This is a genomic window from Wohlfahrtiimonas chitiniclastica DSM 18708 (assembly GCF_000375345.1).
GTDB lineage: Bacteria > Pseudomonadota > Gammaproteobacteria > Cardiobacteriales > Wohlfahrtiimonadaceae > Wohlfahrtiimonas > Wohlfahrtiimonas chitiniclastica.
The window spans coordinates 184,589-199,406 of the sequence record NZ_AQXD01000002.1 but is presented as its reverse complement, the minus strand read 5'-3'; the positions used below and the strand labels follow the sequence as shown (position 1 = coordinate 199,406).

15 protein-coding genes and 1 tRNA gene are annotated in these 14,818 nt (G+C 45.6%); 5 read left to right on the top strand and 11 right to left on the bottom strand.

Going from position 1 to position 14,818, the window contains the following annotated elements; genetic code table 11:
- Positions 1–82 precede the first annotated feature (82 nt).
- The 7 genes from fusA to B143_RS0105450 form a co-directional block, all read right to left on the bottom strand.
- Positions 83–2,179, bottom strand: a complete 2,097-nt coding sequence (gene fusA / locus B143_RS0105480; protein ID WP_018122522.1) for an elongation factor G — start codon at positions 2,177–2,179, stop codon at positions 83–85.
- A 104-nt stretch (positions 2,180–2,283) separates the two neighbouring features.
- On the bottom strand, positions 2,284–2,754 hold the full coding sequence (rpsG, locus tag B143_RS0105475) for a 30S ribosomal protein S7 (protein ID WP_026165725.1): 471 nt from the start codon (positions 2,752–2,754) through the stop codon (positions 2,284–2,286).
- A gap of 57 nt (positions 2,755–2,811) precedes the next feature.
- Positions 2,812–3,186, bottom strand: coding sequence for a 30S ribosomal protein S12 (gene rpsL, locus B143_RS0105470; protein WP_008316370.1), 375 nt, complete (start codon positions 3,184–3,186; stop codon positions 2,812–2,814).
- Between the two features lie 96 nt (positions 3,187–3,282).
- Positions 3,283–4,062: a formate dehydrogenase accessory sulfurtransferase FdhD gene (fdhD, locus tag B143_RS0105465; protein ID WP_248647507.1), complete on the bottom strand. Its 780-nt coding sequence runs from the start codon at positions 4,060–4,062 to the stop codon at positions 3,283–3,285.
- Positions 4,063–4,094: 32 nt separating this feature from the next.
- Positions 4,095–5,123, bottom strand: coding sequence for a hypothetical protein (locus tag B143_RS0105460; protein ID WP_018122520.1), 1,029 nt, complete (start codon positions 5,121–5,123; stop codon positions 4,095–4,097).
- Positions 5,120–5,929, bottom strand: a complete 810-nt coding sequence (locus B143_RS0105455) for a PilW family protein (RefSeq protein WP_018122519.1) — start codon at positions 5,927–5,929, stop codon at positions 5,120–5,122. The genes B143_RS0105460 and B143_RS0105455 overlap by 4 nt, the downstream gene beginning before the upstream one ends.
- Positions 5,913–6,116, bottom strand: a complete 204-nt coding sequence (locus B143_RS0105450; RefSeq protein ID WP_008316366.1) for a prepilin-type N-terminal cleavage/methylation domain-containing protein — start codon at positions 6,114–6,116, stop codon at positions 5,913–5,915. The genes B143_RS0105455 and B143_RS0105450 overlap by 17 nt, the downstream gene beginning before the upstream one ends.
- Before the next feature lie 53 nt (positions 6,117–6,169).
- On the opposite strand from B143_RS0105450, the gene dinB reads away from it, so the two are divergent.
- Positions 6,170–7,225, top strand: a complete 1,056-nt coding sequence (gene dinB, locus B143_RS0105445) for a DNA polymerase IV (protein WP_026165723.1) — start codon at positions 6,170–6,172, stop codon at positions 7,223–7,225.
- Here dinB and B143_RS0105440 read toward each other — a convergent pair.
- The 4 genes from B143_RS0105440 to B143_RS09935 all read right to left on the bottom strand — a co-directional run bounded on the left by B143_RS0105440 (position 7,222) and on the right by B143_RS09935 (position 9,868).
- Positions 7,222–7,788, bottom strand: a complete 567-nt coding sequence (locus tag B143_RS0105440; protein ID WP_018122517.1) for a TetR/AcrR family transcriptional regulator — start codon at positions 7,786–7,788, stop codon at positions 7,222–7,224. The two genes, dinB and B143_RS0105440, sit on opposite strands and share 4 nt — an antisense overlap.
- A complete protein-coding gene (locus tag B143_RS0105435; RefSeq protein WP_018122516.1) occupies positions 7,785–8,987 on the bottom strand; it encodes a multidrug effflux MFS transporter in 1,203 nt (400 codons plus the stop codon). The genes B143_RS0105440 and B143_RS0105435 overlap by 4 nt, the downstream gene beginning before the upstream one ends.
- A gap of 118 nt (positions 8,988–9,105) precedes the next feature.
- Positions 9,106–9,633, bottom strand: a complete 528-nt coding sequence (locus B143_RS0105430; protein WP_018122515.1) for a GNAT family N-acetyltransferase — start codon at positions 9,631–9,633, stop codon at positions 9,106–9,108.
- A gap of 145 nt (positions 9,634–9,778) precedes the next feature.
- A tRNA-Sec gene (locus B143_RS09935) sits at positions 9,779–9,868 on the bottom strand.
- A gap of 124 nt (positions 9,869–9,992) precedes the next feature.
- Between B143_RS09935 and selA the strand changes: the two genes are divergently transcribed.
- The 4 genes from selA to B143_RS0105410 all read left to right on the top strand — a co-directional run bounded on the left by selA (position 9,993) and on the right by B143_RS0105410 (position 14,791).
- A complete protein-coding gene (gene selA / locus B143_RS0105425) occupies positions 9,993–11,336 on the top strand; it encodes an L-seryl-tRNA(Sec) selenium transferase (protein WP_018122514.1) in 1,344 nt (447 codons plus the stop codon).
- Positions 11,333–13,126 carry a selenocysteine-specific translation elongation factor gene (gene selB / locus B143_RS0105420; RefSeq protein ID WP_018122513.1) on the top strand — a complete coding sequence of 598 codons (1,794 nt, stop codon included), beginning with the start codon at positions 11,333–11,335 and terminating at the stop codon, positions 13,124–13,126. The genes selA and selB overlap by 4 nt, the downstream gene beginning before the upstream one ends.
- Before the next feature lie 12 nt (positions 13,127–13,138).
- Complete coding sequence (locus B143_RS0105415; protein WP_018122512.1) at positions 13,139–13,489, top strand: Spx/MgsR family RNA polymerase-binding regulatory protein; 351 nt, start codon at positions 13,139–13,141, stop codon at positions 13,487–13,489.
- A gap of 84 nt (positions 13,490–13,573) precedes the next feature.
- Positions 13,574–14,791 (top strand): aminotransferase-like domain-containing protein, encoded by a 1,218-nt coding sequence (locus B143_RS0105410; RefSeq protein ID WP_018122511.1) that lies wholly within the window; start codon positions 13,574–13,576, stop codon positions 14,789–14,791.
- Positions 14,792–14,818: the final 27 nt, after the last annotated feature.

Sequence of the window (14,818 nt, the reverse complement as noted above, 5' to 3'; positions counted from 1 at the left end):
CCTCAATTGTTAAAGAATGAATGAAAATAGCGCTATATTATAGCGCTATTTTTTATGTTTGCAAATCTAAAATGAATTTAGATTAGCCTTGGTTTTTCTTGATCACTTCTTCAGTAATGTGCGAAGGTGCTTCTTGATATTTCGCAAATTCCATAGAATAAGTTGCACGGCCTTGTGTTGCAGAGCGAAGTGCAGTTGCGTAACCAAACATTTCAGATAATGGAACTTCAGCACGGATCAATTTAGAACCGTATGCATCATCAATACCTTGTAAGTTACCACGACGACGGTTCAAGTCACCCATTACATCACCTAAGTAATCTTCTGGTGTTTCAACTTCAACTTTCATCATTGGTTCTAACAATACAGCGCCTGCTTTACGAGCACCTTCTTTGAAGCCCATAGAACCTGCGATTTTGAACGCCATTTCGTTGGAGTCAACTTCATGGTAAGAACCATCAAACAATGTTACTTTAACGTCAACCACTGGGAAGCCTGCAAGAACACCATTTTCCATTTGTTCTTGGATACCTTTATCAACCGCTGGGATGTATTCTTTAGGAACAACACCACCCACGATTTGGTTAACGAATTCGTAACCTTCGCCGGATTCTCTTGGTTCAATGCGTAACCAAACGTGACCGAACTGACCGCGACCACCAGACTGACGAACGAATTTACCTTCTTGTTCAACAGATTTTTTGATTGTTTCACGGTAAGCAACTTGTGGTGCACCTACGTTACATTCAACCGAGAATTCACGTTTCAAACGTTCAACGATGACTTCTAAGTGAAGCTCACCCATACCACCGATGATGGTTTGGCCAGATTCGTGATCTGTTGATACGCGGAAAGATGGATCTTCTTGCGCTAAACGAGACAATGCAAGACCCATTTTCTCTTGGTCGCCTTTCGTTTTTGGTTCGATTGCAACAGAGATAACTGGCTCAGGGAATTCCATACGCTCAAGCGTAATTGTATTCGCTTGATCACATAAAGTGTCACCTGTGGTTACATCTTTCAAGCCCACTAATGCAACGATGTCACCGGCACGCGCTTCATCGATTGGATCACGATCATTTGAGTGCATTCTGAACATACGACCGATTCTTTCAGAGCGAGATTTCACAGGGTTATAAACTGAGTCACCTGATTTGATCACACCTGAATAAACGCGGATAAACGTCAAGTTACCAACGAATTTATCGTTGATGATTTTGAACGCTAACGCTGAGAATGGTTCATCATCTGTAGAGTGACGTTCAGCTGGTTCACCATTTGGTAATTCACCTTTAATGGCTGTTACGTCTGTTGGTGCTGGTAAGTAACGAACAACGTTGTCTAATACACATTGTACGCCTTTGTTTTTAAACGCAGTACCACACATCGCAGGAATGATTTCAGAGTTCAACGTACGGATACGTAAACCTTTGTAGATTTCTTCGATGGATAATTCACCTTCTTCAAAGTATTTTTCCATCATTTCTTCTGAACATTCAGCGGCCGCTTCGATCATCGCTGTGCGATATTCTTCAGCTTGCTCTTTTAAATGTTCAGGAATGTCTCTGTATTCAAATTTGAGGCCTTGGCTTGCTTCATCCCAATAAATGGCTTTATTAAGCACTAAGTCAACCACACCTTCAAAGTTTTCTTCAGCGCCAATTGGAATTTGAACTGGCACTACGTTTGCACGTAAACGCTCTTTCATTTGATCCATTACGCGGAAGAAGTCAGCGCCTGTACGGTCCATTTTGTTAACGAACGCCATACGTGGCACTTTATATTTGTTTGCTTGACGCCATACAGTTTCAGACTGAGGTTGAACACCGCCAACTGAACAGTAAACCATTACCGCGCCATCGAGAACACGCATAGAACGTTCAACTTCGATTGTGAAGTCAACGTGTCCCGGAGTATCGATCAAGTTAATCAAATGTTCTGGGAACTGATTATCCATCCCTTTCCATGAACATGTTGTTGCAGCTGATGCGATGGTAATACCGCGCTCTTGCTCCTGATCCATACCATCCATAGTCGCAGTACCTTCGTGTGTTTCACCGATTTTATGGGTACGACCTGTATAGAATAAAATACGTTCAGAAGTTGTTGTTTTACCAGCATCGATGTGAGCACTAATACCGATATTACGATATCGATTAATTGGCATTGTACGAGCCATATCTTTTCCCTTCTATATTAGACAAATAAATATCTTAAAAATGACGATGCGGCACTACCTTGCTGATAGCACCGCATTACATTCATACTAAATAAATCACGCGACTACCAACGGAAGTGAGCAAACGCTTTGTTTGCTTCTGCCATTCTATGTGTATCTTCACGTTTTTTCACTGCAGCACCACGGCTTTCTGCAGCATCTAATAATTCTGCCGTCATTCTACGTGACATTGATTTTTCCGAACGTTTACGTGCAGCATCAATGATCCAACGCATTGCCAATGTATCGCGACGAACAGCACGAACTTCGATTGGCACTTGATAAGTTGCACCACCTACACGACGAGATTTAACCTCAACCTTCGGACGTACATTCTCTAATGCTTGTTCTAATACAGCCATAGGATCTTCATGACCCTTCTCTTTAATACCATCTAAAGCGCCGTATAAAATACCTTCAGCAACAGCCTTCTTACCAGAAACCATTACCATGTTCATAAATTTCGCCAACGTTTTGCTACCATAAACGGGATCTGGCAAAATATCACGTTTTGGGACTTCTCTTCTTCTTGACATGAGATACTCTCAATAAATACTAAATCCTAACTAAAAAGGCCTTTCATAGAATATCAATTATTCCTTAGGCTTCTTAGCACCATATTTCGAACGTCCTTGACGACGTTTCGCAACACCTTGTGCATCTAATGCACCACGAACTGTGTGGTAGCGAACACCTGGAAGATCCTTAACACGACCACCGCGTACTAATACTACGCTGTGTTCTTGCAAGTTATGACCTTCACCACCGATGTAGCTAGACACTTCAAAACCGTTCGTCAAACGCACACGACAAACTTTACGTAACGCTGAGTTTGGTTTTTTTGGTGTCGCTGTATAAACCCTAGTACATACACCACGGCGCTGAGGACAGCTTTGTAATGCAGGTACGTCAGATTTGTCAGCTTTTACCGAGCGTGGACGACGCACTAACTGATTTACTGTTACCATTAAAATTCAATCCTATGATTATAAAAATTATACATAAGCAAATCTTGGATATAACTATCCAAAGATGGGAAATTTTATAAGACTGTATAGAAAGTGTCAAGTTGCATAATGATTTACGCGCCCCTTTCGTGCAAAGCCCCAAAGAGAAAGATGGTATTTTTGTGCCATCCACACCGCTTTATCAGTGGGTGCTGACATCGTGATTAACGTTGGTACACGGGCTGCAATTGTTTTTTGTACAATCTCAAAACTTGCCCGTGAACTCATTAAAATGATGACATCTTGAGGATTAAATGCACTGTTCATCAATGCGCCAATCAATTTATCTAACGCCACATGGCGCCCGACATCTTCACGCGTCAATAAAATATTGCCTGCGCGATCACACAAAAACGCCGCATGAGAAGCGCCCGTCATCTGCCCATAATATTGGCAAGCATCACTCTTTTTTAAAAGCGTTTGAATCAATGAAAAATCAATGGGCTCCGCTTTTTCTAATGGGGACAATGTTTTTTCCACTAAAGACAAATTTTCCACACCACACACACCGCAGCCTGTGCGCGCACTCATTTGTCTTTTTGTACCTTCTAAACGACTCATCAAAACGGGTTCAATTTCAATGCGAAGCTCAATGCCATGAGTGGTCGTGACAACTTCAACACCTAAAATTTGTGTCCCATCATGAATGATACCTTCCGTTAAGCTAAAGCCATAAGCTAAATCTTCAAGATCAATTGGCGTGCACATCATCACCATATGGGCGATGCCGTTGTACACAAACTGAATGGGCTCTTCGCTGATCAAAGCATCCTCTTTCTCAAAAATTTCTGCTTCGGTGTGTGTCGTCATCCTGCATTGTTTAACCGCGTCCATCATGCTTATTCCTTTGCTGAGTTCTGAGCATTCTATCACTGCCCGAAAACATAACGCACCCTCTTTTGTGCACGACACCCCACCTGCCAATCCTCATCCATCACCCATGGCTCACCATAAATGCATGGTTTTAAAATGATTGGCCTAGACTCTGAGAGCTCCCGCTCTGTTCGAATCACGCCCACCACCCCTTGCCCAAAAAATGGCTCACCGTCTAGATAGAGCACCACCAAAGCCCGTTCATGCTGCTGATGGACATTCAGCCAAATGACGCCATCGACCACCCTGATCTGTTCAACCTGCCAATGCGCAATGCTCACTTGCCAATGCGTCGAATGCGTCTCATTGACATGATTGAGCATCAGTAAACCTTCGCCTAAATGCGTCACACGCCGCACACTCTCTTGATGCGCAACTTCAAGTGTTAAATGCTCAAAAGGCACTTTAATGCGCTCGATCATCGCACCTGTAGCCGTCTGCCATAAGAGTACCCCTTCATAATGATCCGCCGTTAAACGAAAGCGCTGCCACAGCAATTGATCATCCGCATCATGATCCATCAAGGGCAAACGGTGCAATCCTTGTTGCTCAATCATCAACTGCCAATCGTCTTTCTCACGCTGCACATCAATGCCATGCTCTAAAGACTCAATGGCGCGCTGCCAATGTACGGTTTGCGGAATCATCACATTCATTTGTAAAGGCAACGGATGCGACTCATCTTGCAGCCAAACATAATGCGCCGACTGCCCATCACCACATCCATTGGGCAATTGTAATTGACTGAGCCACACGCGCTCACTCTCATGCCAAATCGACATGCCAATTTCAGGTGGCACAATCTCATTGCAATGGGGCCACACGGTTTGTCTATGATCATCACTGACCACATTCACCGATTGCCCCATGCGCAGCAACTTTTGCCGACTGAGCATCGCACTTTGTGTGAGATCCACATCATCAATGTATTGCCGGTGCACAATCAGCACCAAGCTGGCCAATAGATAAAAGGCAGCGGCCAACATTAATACAATCACGAGAATACTGCCTTGTTGACGTTTCATAGATTCAATAACCGAATGGAGAGTGATTTGCGGCGCGGCTCTGTGTCTCCTCGGACATACAGTGTCACATCCAGCAGCGTTCGATCGAGCATCTGCCCAAGCACTATGCCTTCAATGCCATAAAAACGCATGTGATTTGCGCCATCTAAAAAATTGTGCACCAATTGATACTGACCACTTTCATAGGTCACATAATAAAGGTCATGGTTGACTTTGTAATACTGAATGTAGCGATCCGCATCAAGTGTGCGCTGAATTTGGTGCGCCGTCTCTGGCAACACATACACCGCCCCCTGCCCTTCACGGCGATAACGCCCCGACACCACATGCCGACAATCGGTGGCAATCAAACCCCCTTCACGAGCACCCCGTAACGTTTGATCATTGATAATAATGTCATCGGATACTTGAAGCGGGGTTAAATGCGTCACTTCTAACACATCAAACCCCGATAAGGATTTAATGTTCGTCGTTCCCCAATCAGGAAATTGTGTCTGTGCTGCCACCATCTTTTTAGTGCCCACATTCAGCGGTAACATTGAACGATGCACTTGTAATTTCGGCTCAGGCAAATCAAGCCATTCAGGATGTGGACACAATGGATCAAAAATTGCATCCCCTAAGTTTTGCCGAAGATAACTTGCTGCCTCCACATAATCTTGTAGCAACTCATAGCGACGAATCTCTTGATGACTGCTTTTTGATAACACCATCCACACCGACACAAAACCCACAATTAAAATGAGCCCCATCGACATGCCCACCATCAATTCTGTTAACGTAAATCCATCACGACGAGGCATCATGACGCCCACCAAATGTCCGATCAAACTCATTTTCTTCCATCAAGCATTGCTCTTCTAATGCCGTCAACGCTTGATTGCGCACCATCAGCGTCATATGATGGCGATACGCGAGGGCTGCCACTGCGATGATGATCACCATCGCCATCAGCACCTCTATCAATAAAAACCCTTGTGCGGAGCGTTTCATGATGTTGCGCCTCTTTATTAACAATTCTTAAATTTTATATTCATATATTTACCATGACAAGAAAAATTCTCCATGTGGATATGGATGCATTTTTTGCACAAGTTGAGCAGCGTGATCATCCCCAATATCGTGGGCGACCATTGGTCGTTGGCAGTCCTGAGCGCCGCGGCGTCGTTGCTGCGGCAAGTTATGAAGCGAGGAAATTTGGTGTCTATTCTGCCATGCCATCGAGCATTGCCCAGCAAAAATGCGACCATTTAATCTTTGTATCACCGCGTTTTGATGTGTACCGTGATGTTTCACTGGCCATCCGCGCCATATTTGCACGCTTCACAGAATTGATTGAGCCCTTATCTTTAGATGAAGCTTATTTGGATGTCACACATAACTTTGTCAATGAGCGCAGCGCCACGCGATTGGCACAAACAATCCAAGCATTGATTTTAGAAGAGCTCAATTTAACGTGCTCAGTTGGTGTCTCTTATAATAAGTTTTTAGCGAAAATGGCATCCGGCATGCAAAAACCCTTTGGCATCACAGTGATCACCCCAAAGCATAGCCAAGCATATTTGGAGACGCTGCCGATTGCAAAATTTTATGGCGTCGGCGAGCAAACCACCAAAAAAATGCATGCCCTTGGGATTTATGATGGCAAAGATCTCAAAGCCCGCAGCCGCGAAGAGTTAAAGCTCCATTTTGGCAAAGCTGGGGAGACTTATTATCAATGTGTGCGCGGACAAGATGATCGACCCGTTACGCCCAATCGACCCACAAAATCTGTCGGTGCCGAGCAAACCTATGCCACTGATTTAATTGAGCTGCATGACATTGCAGAAGCGATTGATGAAATCATCCACATTCTATTGCCGCGTTTAATGCGTGAACATTTCCATGGTCAAACCTTAACGCTGAAAGTGCGTTTTGCGGATTTCACAAGTATGACGCGCAGCAAAACCTTCTCCACACCCATTCCGCATGACGCTAAGCTACTCACAGAATATTTTTGGCAACTGTTTGCCCTGCTGCCCAAAGCCCCCATTCGCTTAATGGGCTTAACGTTACAGAGTGAACAAGAAGGCTTTATGCAGCAATTGTCACTGTTTGATTAAGCACGCAGCGCCAACTCAAACCATTGCCAAGTGGCCGTTAAGCGCTTTTGATAACGCTCAACGCCACCAAACAATAATTCTGTTTGTAGCCCATCCACCATCGCCATATAGTTTGCTGTGATAAGCGCTCGGGTGATGCCATCCTTTATCTGCCACTGTGCAGATTCTATCGCCGCATGAATGATCACTTCCAATTCATCCATAAAGCATTGCATGTGCCCAATGACTTCATCACGCAGATGCACAGGCGGCGCATACAGATTACGCAGCCAAAAGCGCACATGATAACTGCTCTCAAAACGAGTCGAAATGCTCTCTAAATATGCATACAAGGCAGGTTTAATGGCGTCATTTTGCATCATCACTATCCGAACATAATCAAGCTCAGATTTGATCAAAATGGGCAATAGACTTAAAAATAATTCATCTTTACTGCTGAAATGAGCATAGATGGAGGATTTTTTAATCCCCACATCTTCAGCCAATTCATTCATGCTGGTGCCCTCAAATCCTTGAGTGGCAAAACGCATCAATGCAACTTCTTGTAATTTCGCGGCGGTCACGCAGTTTTATCCTGACTGGCAAATATAAAAAGGATGCCCATTAAACCACAAATTCCAATGGCTAAGGGCAATACGCTGATGCTTTGCGCAAATAAGCTCACCACATATCCCATCAATGCCGGCAATAAATATTGCAATACGCCCATTACCGCTGATACTGCACCTGCTTGAGGTCCGCCATAATGCATGGTCAATGCCGTGACATTCCCAAGCACAAAGCCCAACGCACTGATTGCCCCTGCCAATAATAATGCATAAGGCACAATGGAAAGCGTCATCGATTGCGTCAAAATAAAGAGCAACAGTGCAAAGCCTGTGTGCATCATCATCCCAATCATCAATAGACCGCGAGCAGACAATCCCTTCACCAATAAACGGTTGGCAACTGCACCAAAAATCACCAATCCTGCTGAGTTTAAGGCAAATAGGTAACTAAAGTGCGTAGCGCTCAATGCAAAATGCTCACGAAAAATAAAAGATGAGCCGCCCACATACAAAAATAGTCCACTCATGGCAAAGCCTGATGCCATCGCATAACACATAAATGTTCGATTAGTGAATTGTCCGCCATATGTTTTGGCAATGGCTTTTAAATTTAATGGCGTGCGTTTTTCAATGGCTAAGGTTTCTGGCACTTGTTGCCAAGCCCATAACAGCGTAATGCCACCAATGATGGCGATGATGTAAAAAATGACGCGCCATTCCCCAAAGCCTAAGACAAAACCACCGAGCATCGGCGCTAAAATTGGGCCCAACATCATCGCATTCATCAACAGTGAAAACACACGCGCTGAATCTTTTAAATCACACGTGTCCGACACAATGGCGCGCGGCGTCACAAGCCCAGCCGATGCGCCAATCGCTTGAATAAAACGAGCCGCTAGCATCCATTCCACATTTGGCACAAGCGCACTTAATACTGAGCCGATGATAAAAATCACAATGCCAATCAATAATGGCAAGCGGCGACCATAACGATCCAGAAGCGGACCATACAAGCCCTGCCCGATCGCCAATCCTGCTAAAAAGATGGCGAGGGTTTGTTGCACTTTACCTGAGGAGATTTGAAAATCAGAAGCGATGTCCGGCATCGCGGGGAGATACATGTCAATCGCCATTGAATCAAGGGCGGTGAGTAGCGCCATCAACATGATCAAAGATGCTGTGATGATGCGCGTTTGTGTGTGTTGAGTGTTCATACAATCCATTTTATGTGGGTGGGCAATGCCCAAAGAAATAAACCTACCGACCGGTAGGTTTTAAAGTTGAGCACTATAGTAGAACGCTGAACATTAAGCAATGCGCTTGACCAAATATTTAGTCCGCCACAGGCTCTAGCGGCGTTGATAATATCAATTGATACAATGCCAAATCCAACCAACGACCGAACTTAAAGCCCACTTGTGGCAACAATCCAACAGATTGAAAACCCAATGATCGATGTAAACCAATGCTTGCAGCGTTATCGGCATCAATGCAGCCCATCAACACATGAATTTCTGCCGCTTTTGCCGCTTCAATCAATGCCCGCATCAAACGTTTACTGAGCCCTTGCCCACGGGCACTGCGATGAATATAGATGCTGTGCTCCATCGTATATTGATAAGCAGGATACGCACGAAAGCGCCCCCATGTGGCAAAGCCAAGCAATTGCCCAGCATCATTGACCGCGCCTATGATCGGTGCATTCAGGACTGATTTTTGCTTAAACCATGTTTGCATGTCTTGCATCGTGCGCGCTTGATACTCATACAAGGCCGTGGAAGTTAAAATGGCTTCGTTAAAAATCTCTAAAATCGCCGCCGAATGTTCGCGCTCTGTGCAATCAATGAGGGAAATGGTCATGATGATTCCTTTATGGGTAAAGGAATATTTGTAACGTTATTTGGTGATCCATTCAATCCTAAATATCAATTAACCACTGAGATGTCCATAGAAAATTTTCAGTAACAAAAAAGCCCTTGCTAAACAAGGGCTTTTCGATGTTCTTTGGCGGAAGCAGCAGGAATCGAACCTACCTCAGCCGATAGGCTGACAACGGTGTTGAAGACCGCGGGGCCCCCAGGACCCATTTACTTCCGCGTGTACTATACCATTGCATCCGGCAATTCTCAAATGTTAATCCTCCTGTTTCTTGCACAGATTTATTGCCCAATTTCTATTATAATTAAGGGTTAAAGTGATCCATCAACCAGGCAAACAACGTGCAATTATCTAACATCATTCAAGTGGGCAAGTTACTGAATCATCCACAACTCATCCCTTACATTGAAACATTGAGCCGCCCGATCGTCACTGAGATCGTGCGCCGCAGCATCGATGACTACAAACAAACCTTAATCCGCGAACAAGGCAATGTTGATTTAGATGATCTTCTCGCGATCATCCTCAATGAACTTGCCATCATTGCGCGGGAGAAAACACAACCGGTCATCAATGCCACGGGGATTTTAGTGCACACCAATCTTGGGCGCGCGCCGATTGATCGCACCCTTTGGGATAAAGCGGGGGAAACGGTTTGCCGTTACTCAAATTTAGAATTTAATCTCCTCAATGGCAAACGCGGCAGCCGCATGGGCATGCTCAGCCGCGTGATCCGTGCTTATTTTGGTGGGGAAGATAATGTTGTGGTCAATAACAATGCCGCGGCGATTCATCTGATTTTAAAAACCTTCGCCATCGGTAAAGAGGTGATTGTCTCGCGCAGTGAACAGGTGCAAATTGGCGGTGGCTTTCGCATTCCAGAAATCTTGGCAGAATCGGGCGCGATTTTAAAAGATGTGGGCACCACAAACATCACAACGCTGGATGATTATTTAAATGCCATCACAGACAACACGGCCATGGTGCTCTTAGTGCATCAATCAAATTATTATATTGAGGGCTTTACTGAGCAAGTGGACCCTAAAGCATTGCGCGATGCATTGCCTGATCATGTCATGCTGGTGGTGGATCAAGGCTCTGGCAATCAATCGCCCCATTTAATCGGGGAAACCACCGTCAGTTATTATGAGAAACTAGGTGCGGATTTGATCGCATTTTCGGGGGATAAAATGGTGGGCGGCCCCCAAGCCGGTATCATCATTGGCAAAGCCCAATACATCCAAAAAATCCAAAAACATCCCATGATGCGCGTCTTTCGTCCGGGCAAAGAAACCTACGCCTTATTAGAAAATCTACTGCTCACGCAGATGAATGATAAACACAGCGTCGTTAATCGCGCGGCATGGACGATCGCCCAGCCGCTGAATCAACATAAAGCATTGGCAGACAAAATTGCAGAACAAACCCATGGCAGAACACGCGTCATTCAAACAGAATATTTAGTGGGCGGTGGCACAACGCCGCGCGCAAAATATCCCACATATGCATTAGCGATTGATCATCCTAGCTCTGCTGATGAATTACTGGCGCATCTACGTGCACAAACGCCGCCCATCATTGGCGTCATCCAACAAGGGCGCGTGGTGATCTATCCTGTCTCCCTTCTCCCTTCTGAATATGATTATGTGGCTCACACACTCGCTGAGCTAAAGGATGAGTTATGAATGCAGTCATTGGCACCGCAGGTCACGTTGATCACGGTAAATCCTCTTTGATTCATGCCTTAACTGGCATCCACCCGTCTCGTTTGCCTGAAGAACGTGAACGCGCGATGACCATTGATCTTGGCTTTGCCAATTTCACCGCGACCGATGGCGGCAAAATCGGCATCATCGATGTGCCCGGCCATGAACGCTTCATCCGCAATATGGTGAGCGCCGTTTGGGGTTTGGATTTAGTGTTATTCGTGGTGGCAGCGGATGAAGGCTGGGCGACTTTATCTGAAGAGCATTTACGCATCATCACCGCAATGGGCAAACATCAATGCATTTTGGTACTGACTAAATGCGATTTAGTGGATGATCAACGCCGCCAAGCCGTGGAAGATGATGCCCTTGAGCGCTTTTTAGACACCATGAACACATTGCCAGATGTGGTGCACGTCAGCAGCATTCAAGGCACAGGCTTAACAGAACTCAAAGCGCTGATTGAGAGCAAAGTCAATGATCTTCCTGCCCGTGATGAGCTTGATCATGGCGCCCATTTGTATGTGGATCGTGTCTTTTCCGTCAATGGAATTGGCACCACAGTTACGGGCACGCTGCGCGGCGCACCGCTTGAGGAAAACGCGACATTAACACTCTTTCCGGGCAATATGCCTGTTAAAGTGCGCTCCCTTCAGAGTTATCACACACAAGTTGAGACCGCAGCACCCTATTCACGCACCGCCGTTGGCTTAAAACAGGTGAATAAAAAGCTTGTCAAACGTGGCAGCTGTTTGGTGGCGGACAGTAGCAGCATCACCATGAGTGATGACTGGATCATTCAGCTTGACCCACAATTTAGCAGCACCTTAAAAAAACAAGGCATGGTGGAAGTGGCGCTTGGCACCACACACACGCATGCTAAATGCTTCACCTATGCTGATGGGCAACTGGCACGCTTACAACTTAAAGAGGCAATCCCCGCTTTTTGGGGACAACCAATGCTCATCATTCAGCATGGCGGTAGCCACATCATCGGTGCTGGGAAAATTGCTTGGATGCATCCGCTAGATCGTTCAATGCGCGATGTGTTGCAGCAAGCCCTCACCACATTGACCATTCAAAGCGCAGACTTAGAATCTAAACTTGCCCTAGAGATTCAAATCAATGGCTTTACAGAGCGCCATGCAGAGGTTCAGCAGCCTGCAACATCCGTTGTGCTTGGGCAATGGTGGATTTTGCCCGAAGCCCTTAAAAAACTGCATCAAGCATGCAGTGATGTGCTCAATCAAGCCATCAGCGCAATGACGGTCGAAGAGATTGCCAAACAAGTGAAACATCCATTATCACTGACAGAAGCGATGATTGAACAAGGCTGCCAAAAAGGTGAATGGCAACGCATCAAAGGTGGCATCGTCAATGCCTTTAACCTTGCGAGCGACACATTGCCCGACAATCTTCAGCAACTGTATGATGCCATTGATGCATGTGGCAGCGCAGGCTTTGAAGCGGGTAAATCCCGCATTGTGGGCATCAAACGATTGCTGAGAGCTTTGACAGAAAAATCACTCATCGTCCCCACTGAAAATGACATTTTCTTTAGCACCAAAGCCTATGAGCAATTGGTGCAAAACATCATGCTTGACCGTAAAATCGGCGAACGATTTACCGTTGCCGATGCCCGCGAACGTACCGATCTTTCCCGTAAGCAGCTCATTCCACTGTTTAACCGCATGGAAAAAGATGGCTGGGTCAAACGCATCGAAAATGATCGCGAAGTGTGTCGCGAATATCCATCTTCTGAATCTTAAATGAGGTACATTATGTTCATTATTTATGGCATCCCCAATTGTGACACCGTCAAAAAAGCTCGTGCATGGCTCACGGAACAGAACATTGAATACACTTTCAGCGACTTTAAAAAATCCGCACCTTCCGCTGAACGATTAAAAACGTGGATCGATGCTTTTGGATTAGATGTGGTCATCAATAAACGCGGCACCACTTGGCGAAAACTGAGCGCAGAGGATCAAGCAGCATGTGCAGCAGTCAAAACCGCTCTGCCCATTTTGCTGGCAAACTTAAGCATGATTAAACGCCCAATCCTGATGAAGGATGATCAGCCCATTTTTATTGGCTTTGATCCAAGCTTATGGCAAGCAAAATTAAAATGATTTGATACAATGGACACGCAACATAAGGAATCAACATATAGATAAGACAACGATATAAGATCAACATAATACATAGGTGTGCCCATGAATCAGAAGATTACCAATTTAATTGCGAAGCCCTTGCAAGGCATCAGCAGTTCACTGGCCCGCCAACTGGTGGGTAATGTGCGTTACAATCCTGACGTCATCTCCATGGCAGGAGAAGTCACCACTGCTGAGTTGTATGATGTTGATGGCGTGCATACCGCCATTCAGTGCTCGTTAGATGCGCCCACGAAGGATTTCGGTTACGGACTCACCGAAGGACTGCTCGGCACCCGTGAAGCCATTTTGCCCTTTGCCAAAAAGCATTGGGGCATTGATGCTTCAGCCAATGAGGTGATCATCACCTCTGGCGCCCAACAAGCATTGCATATCGCCAGCCGCATTTTGACAGACCCTGGCGACACCATCGCCATTGCCGATGCAGCCTATCTATTGGCCATGCAAACGTTTCAAATTTCTCATGCCCGCATGCTCACCATTGCCAGCGATGAGGAAGGCATCATTCCCGATGCCCTTGAACAGCATTTAAAGCAGCAGCGCATCAAGGCGCTGTATGTGGTGTCTAACAATGCCAATCCCACCGGCATTACCTTATCCCTTGAGCGTCGTCGTCGTTTAATTGTGCTTGCGGATTTATATGATTTCATCATCATAGAAGATGACCCTTATTGCGCGCTGCGTTTTGATGGCCAAGTATTGCCAAGCATCTATACCTTAGCGTCACAAATGGGGCTTGGGCAGCGGGTGCTCTTTTTAGGCTCTTTTTCCACAACCTTCATCCCTAGCCTGCGCTTAGGGGTGTTGATTGCCAAAGATCCGCTCTATCAAGCCGCTGTGATCATGAAACAATATCTTGACATCAACAGCAGCTGCTTATCCCAAAAGGCACTTGAGCAGTATCTGAACAGCGGACGCATCGATGCGCAAATCAATCGGCTGCGCCACACATATCATCAACGCTGCTCTGCCCTAACGAAAGCCATTGATGAACATCTCTCGGAGCATTTGACGTACCATCCGCCTGATGGCGGTGTTTTTTTATGGGCGCGATTAAAGCAATCCATCAATGCCCTAGAATTATTGCCTTATGCCATCAAAGAAAAACTGATTTTCATCCCTGGGGCAACTTTTTACACCAATAAACCGTGCTTTTCTACCTTACGTTTTTGTTATTCATCTGTACCTGCCGATCAGATGGAGGAAGCCATGCTGCGTTTAGGGCGCGCACTGAAACAGTATATGGCGGATCATTTTTAATCCACCCACATTAAAAAACTCGCCAAT

Bases quoted from the DNA above. Each gene is read 5' to 3' on its own strand.
- fusA (WP_018122522.1), bottom strand. From the start codon at position 2,179: ATGGCTCGTACAATGCCAATTAATCGATATCGTAATATCGGTATTAGT.
- B143_RS0105450 (WP_008316366.1), bottom strand. From the start codon at position 6,116: ATGAAACGCTCCGCACAAGGGTTTTTATTGATAGAGGTGCTGATGGCG.
- rpsL (WP_008316370.1), bottom strand. From the start codon at position 3,186: ATGGTAACAGTAAATCAGTTAGTGCGTCGTCCACGCTCGGTAAAAGCT.
- B143_RS0105435 (WP_018122516.1), bottom strand. From the start codon at position 8,987: ATGAACACTCAACACACACAAACGCGCATCATCACAGCATCTTTGATC.
- B143_RS0105410 (WP_018122511.1), top strand. From the start codon at position 13,574: ATGAATCAGAAGATTACCAATTTAATTGCGAAGCCCTTGCAAGGCATC.
- dinB (WP_026165723.1), top strand. From the start codon at position 6,170: ATGACAAGAAAAATTCTCCATGTGGATATGGATGCATTTTTTGCACAA.
- fdhD (WP_248647507.1), bottom strand. From the start codon at position 4,062: ATGATGGACGCGGTTAAACAATGCAGGATGACGACACACACCGAAGCA.
- rpsG (WP_026165725.1), bottom strand. From the start codon at position 2,754: ATGTCAAGAAGAAGAGAAGTCCCAAAACGTGATATTTTGCCAGATCCC.
- B143_RS0105415 (WP_018122512.1), top strand. From the start codon at position 13,139: ATGTTCATTATTTATGGCATCCCCAATTGTGACACCGTCAAAAAAGCT.
- B143_RS0105430 (WP_018122515.1), bottom strand. From the start codon at position 9,633: ATGACCATTTCCCTCATTGATTGCACAGAGCGCGAACATTCGGCGGCG.
- selB (WP_018122513.1), top strand. From the start codon at position 11,333: ATGAATGCAGTCATTGGCACCGCAGGTCACGTTGATCACGGTAAATCC.
- B143_RS0105460 (WP_018122520.1), bottom strand. From the start codon at position 5,123: ATGAAACGTCAACAAGGCAGTATTCTCGTGATTGTATTAATGTTGGCC.
- B143_RS0105455 (WP_018122519.1), bottom strand. From the start codon at position 5,929: ATGATGCCTCGTCGTGATGGATTTACGTTAACAGAATTGATGGTGGGC.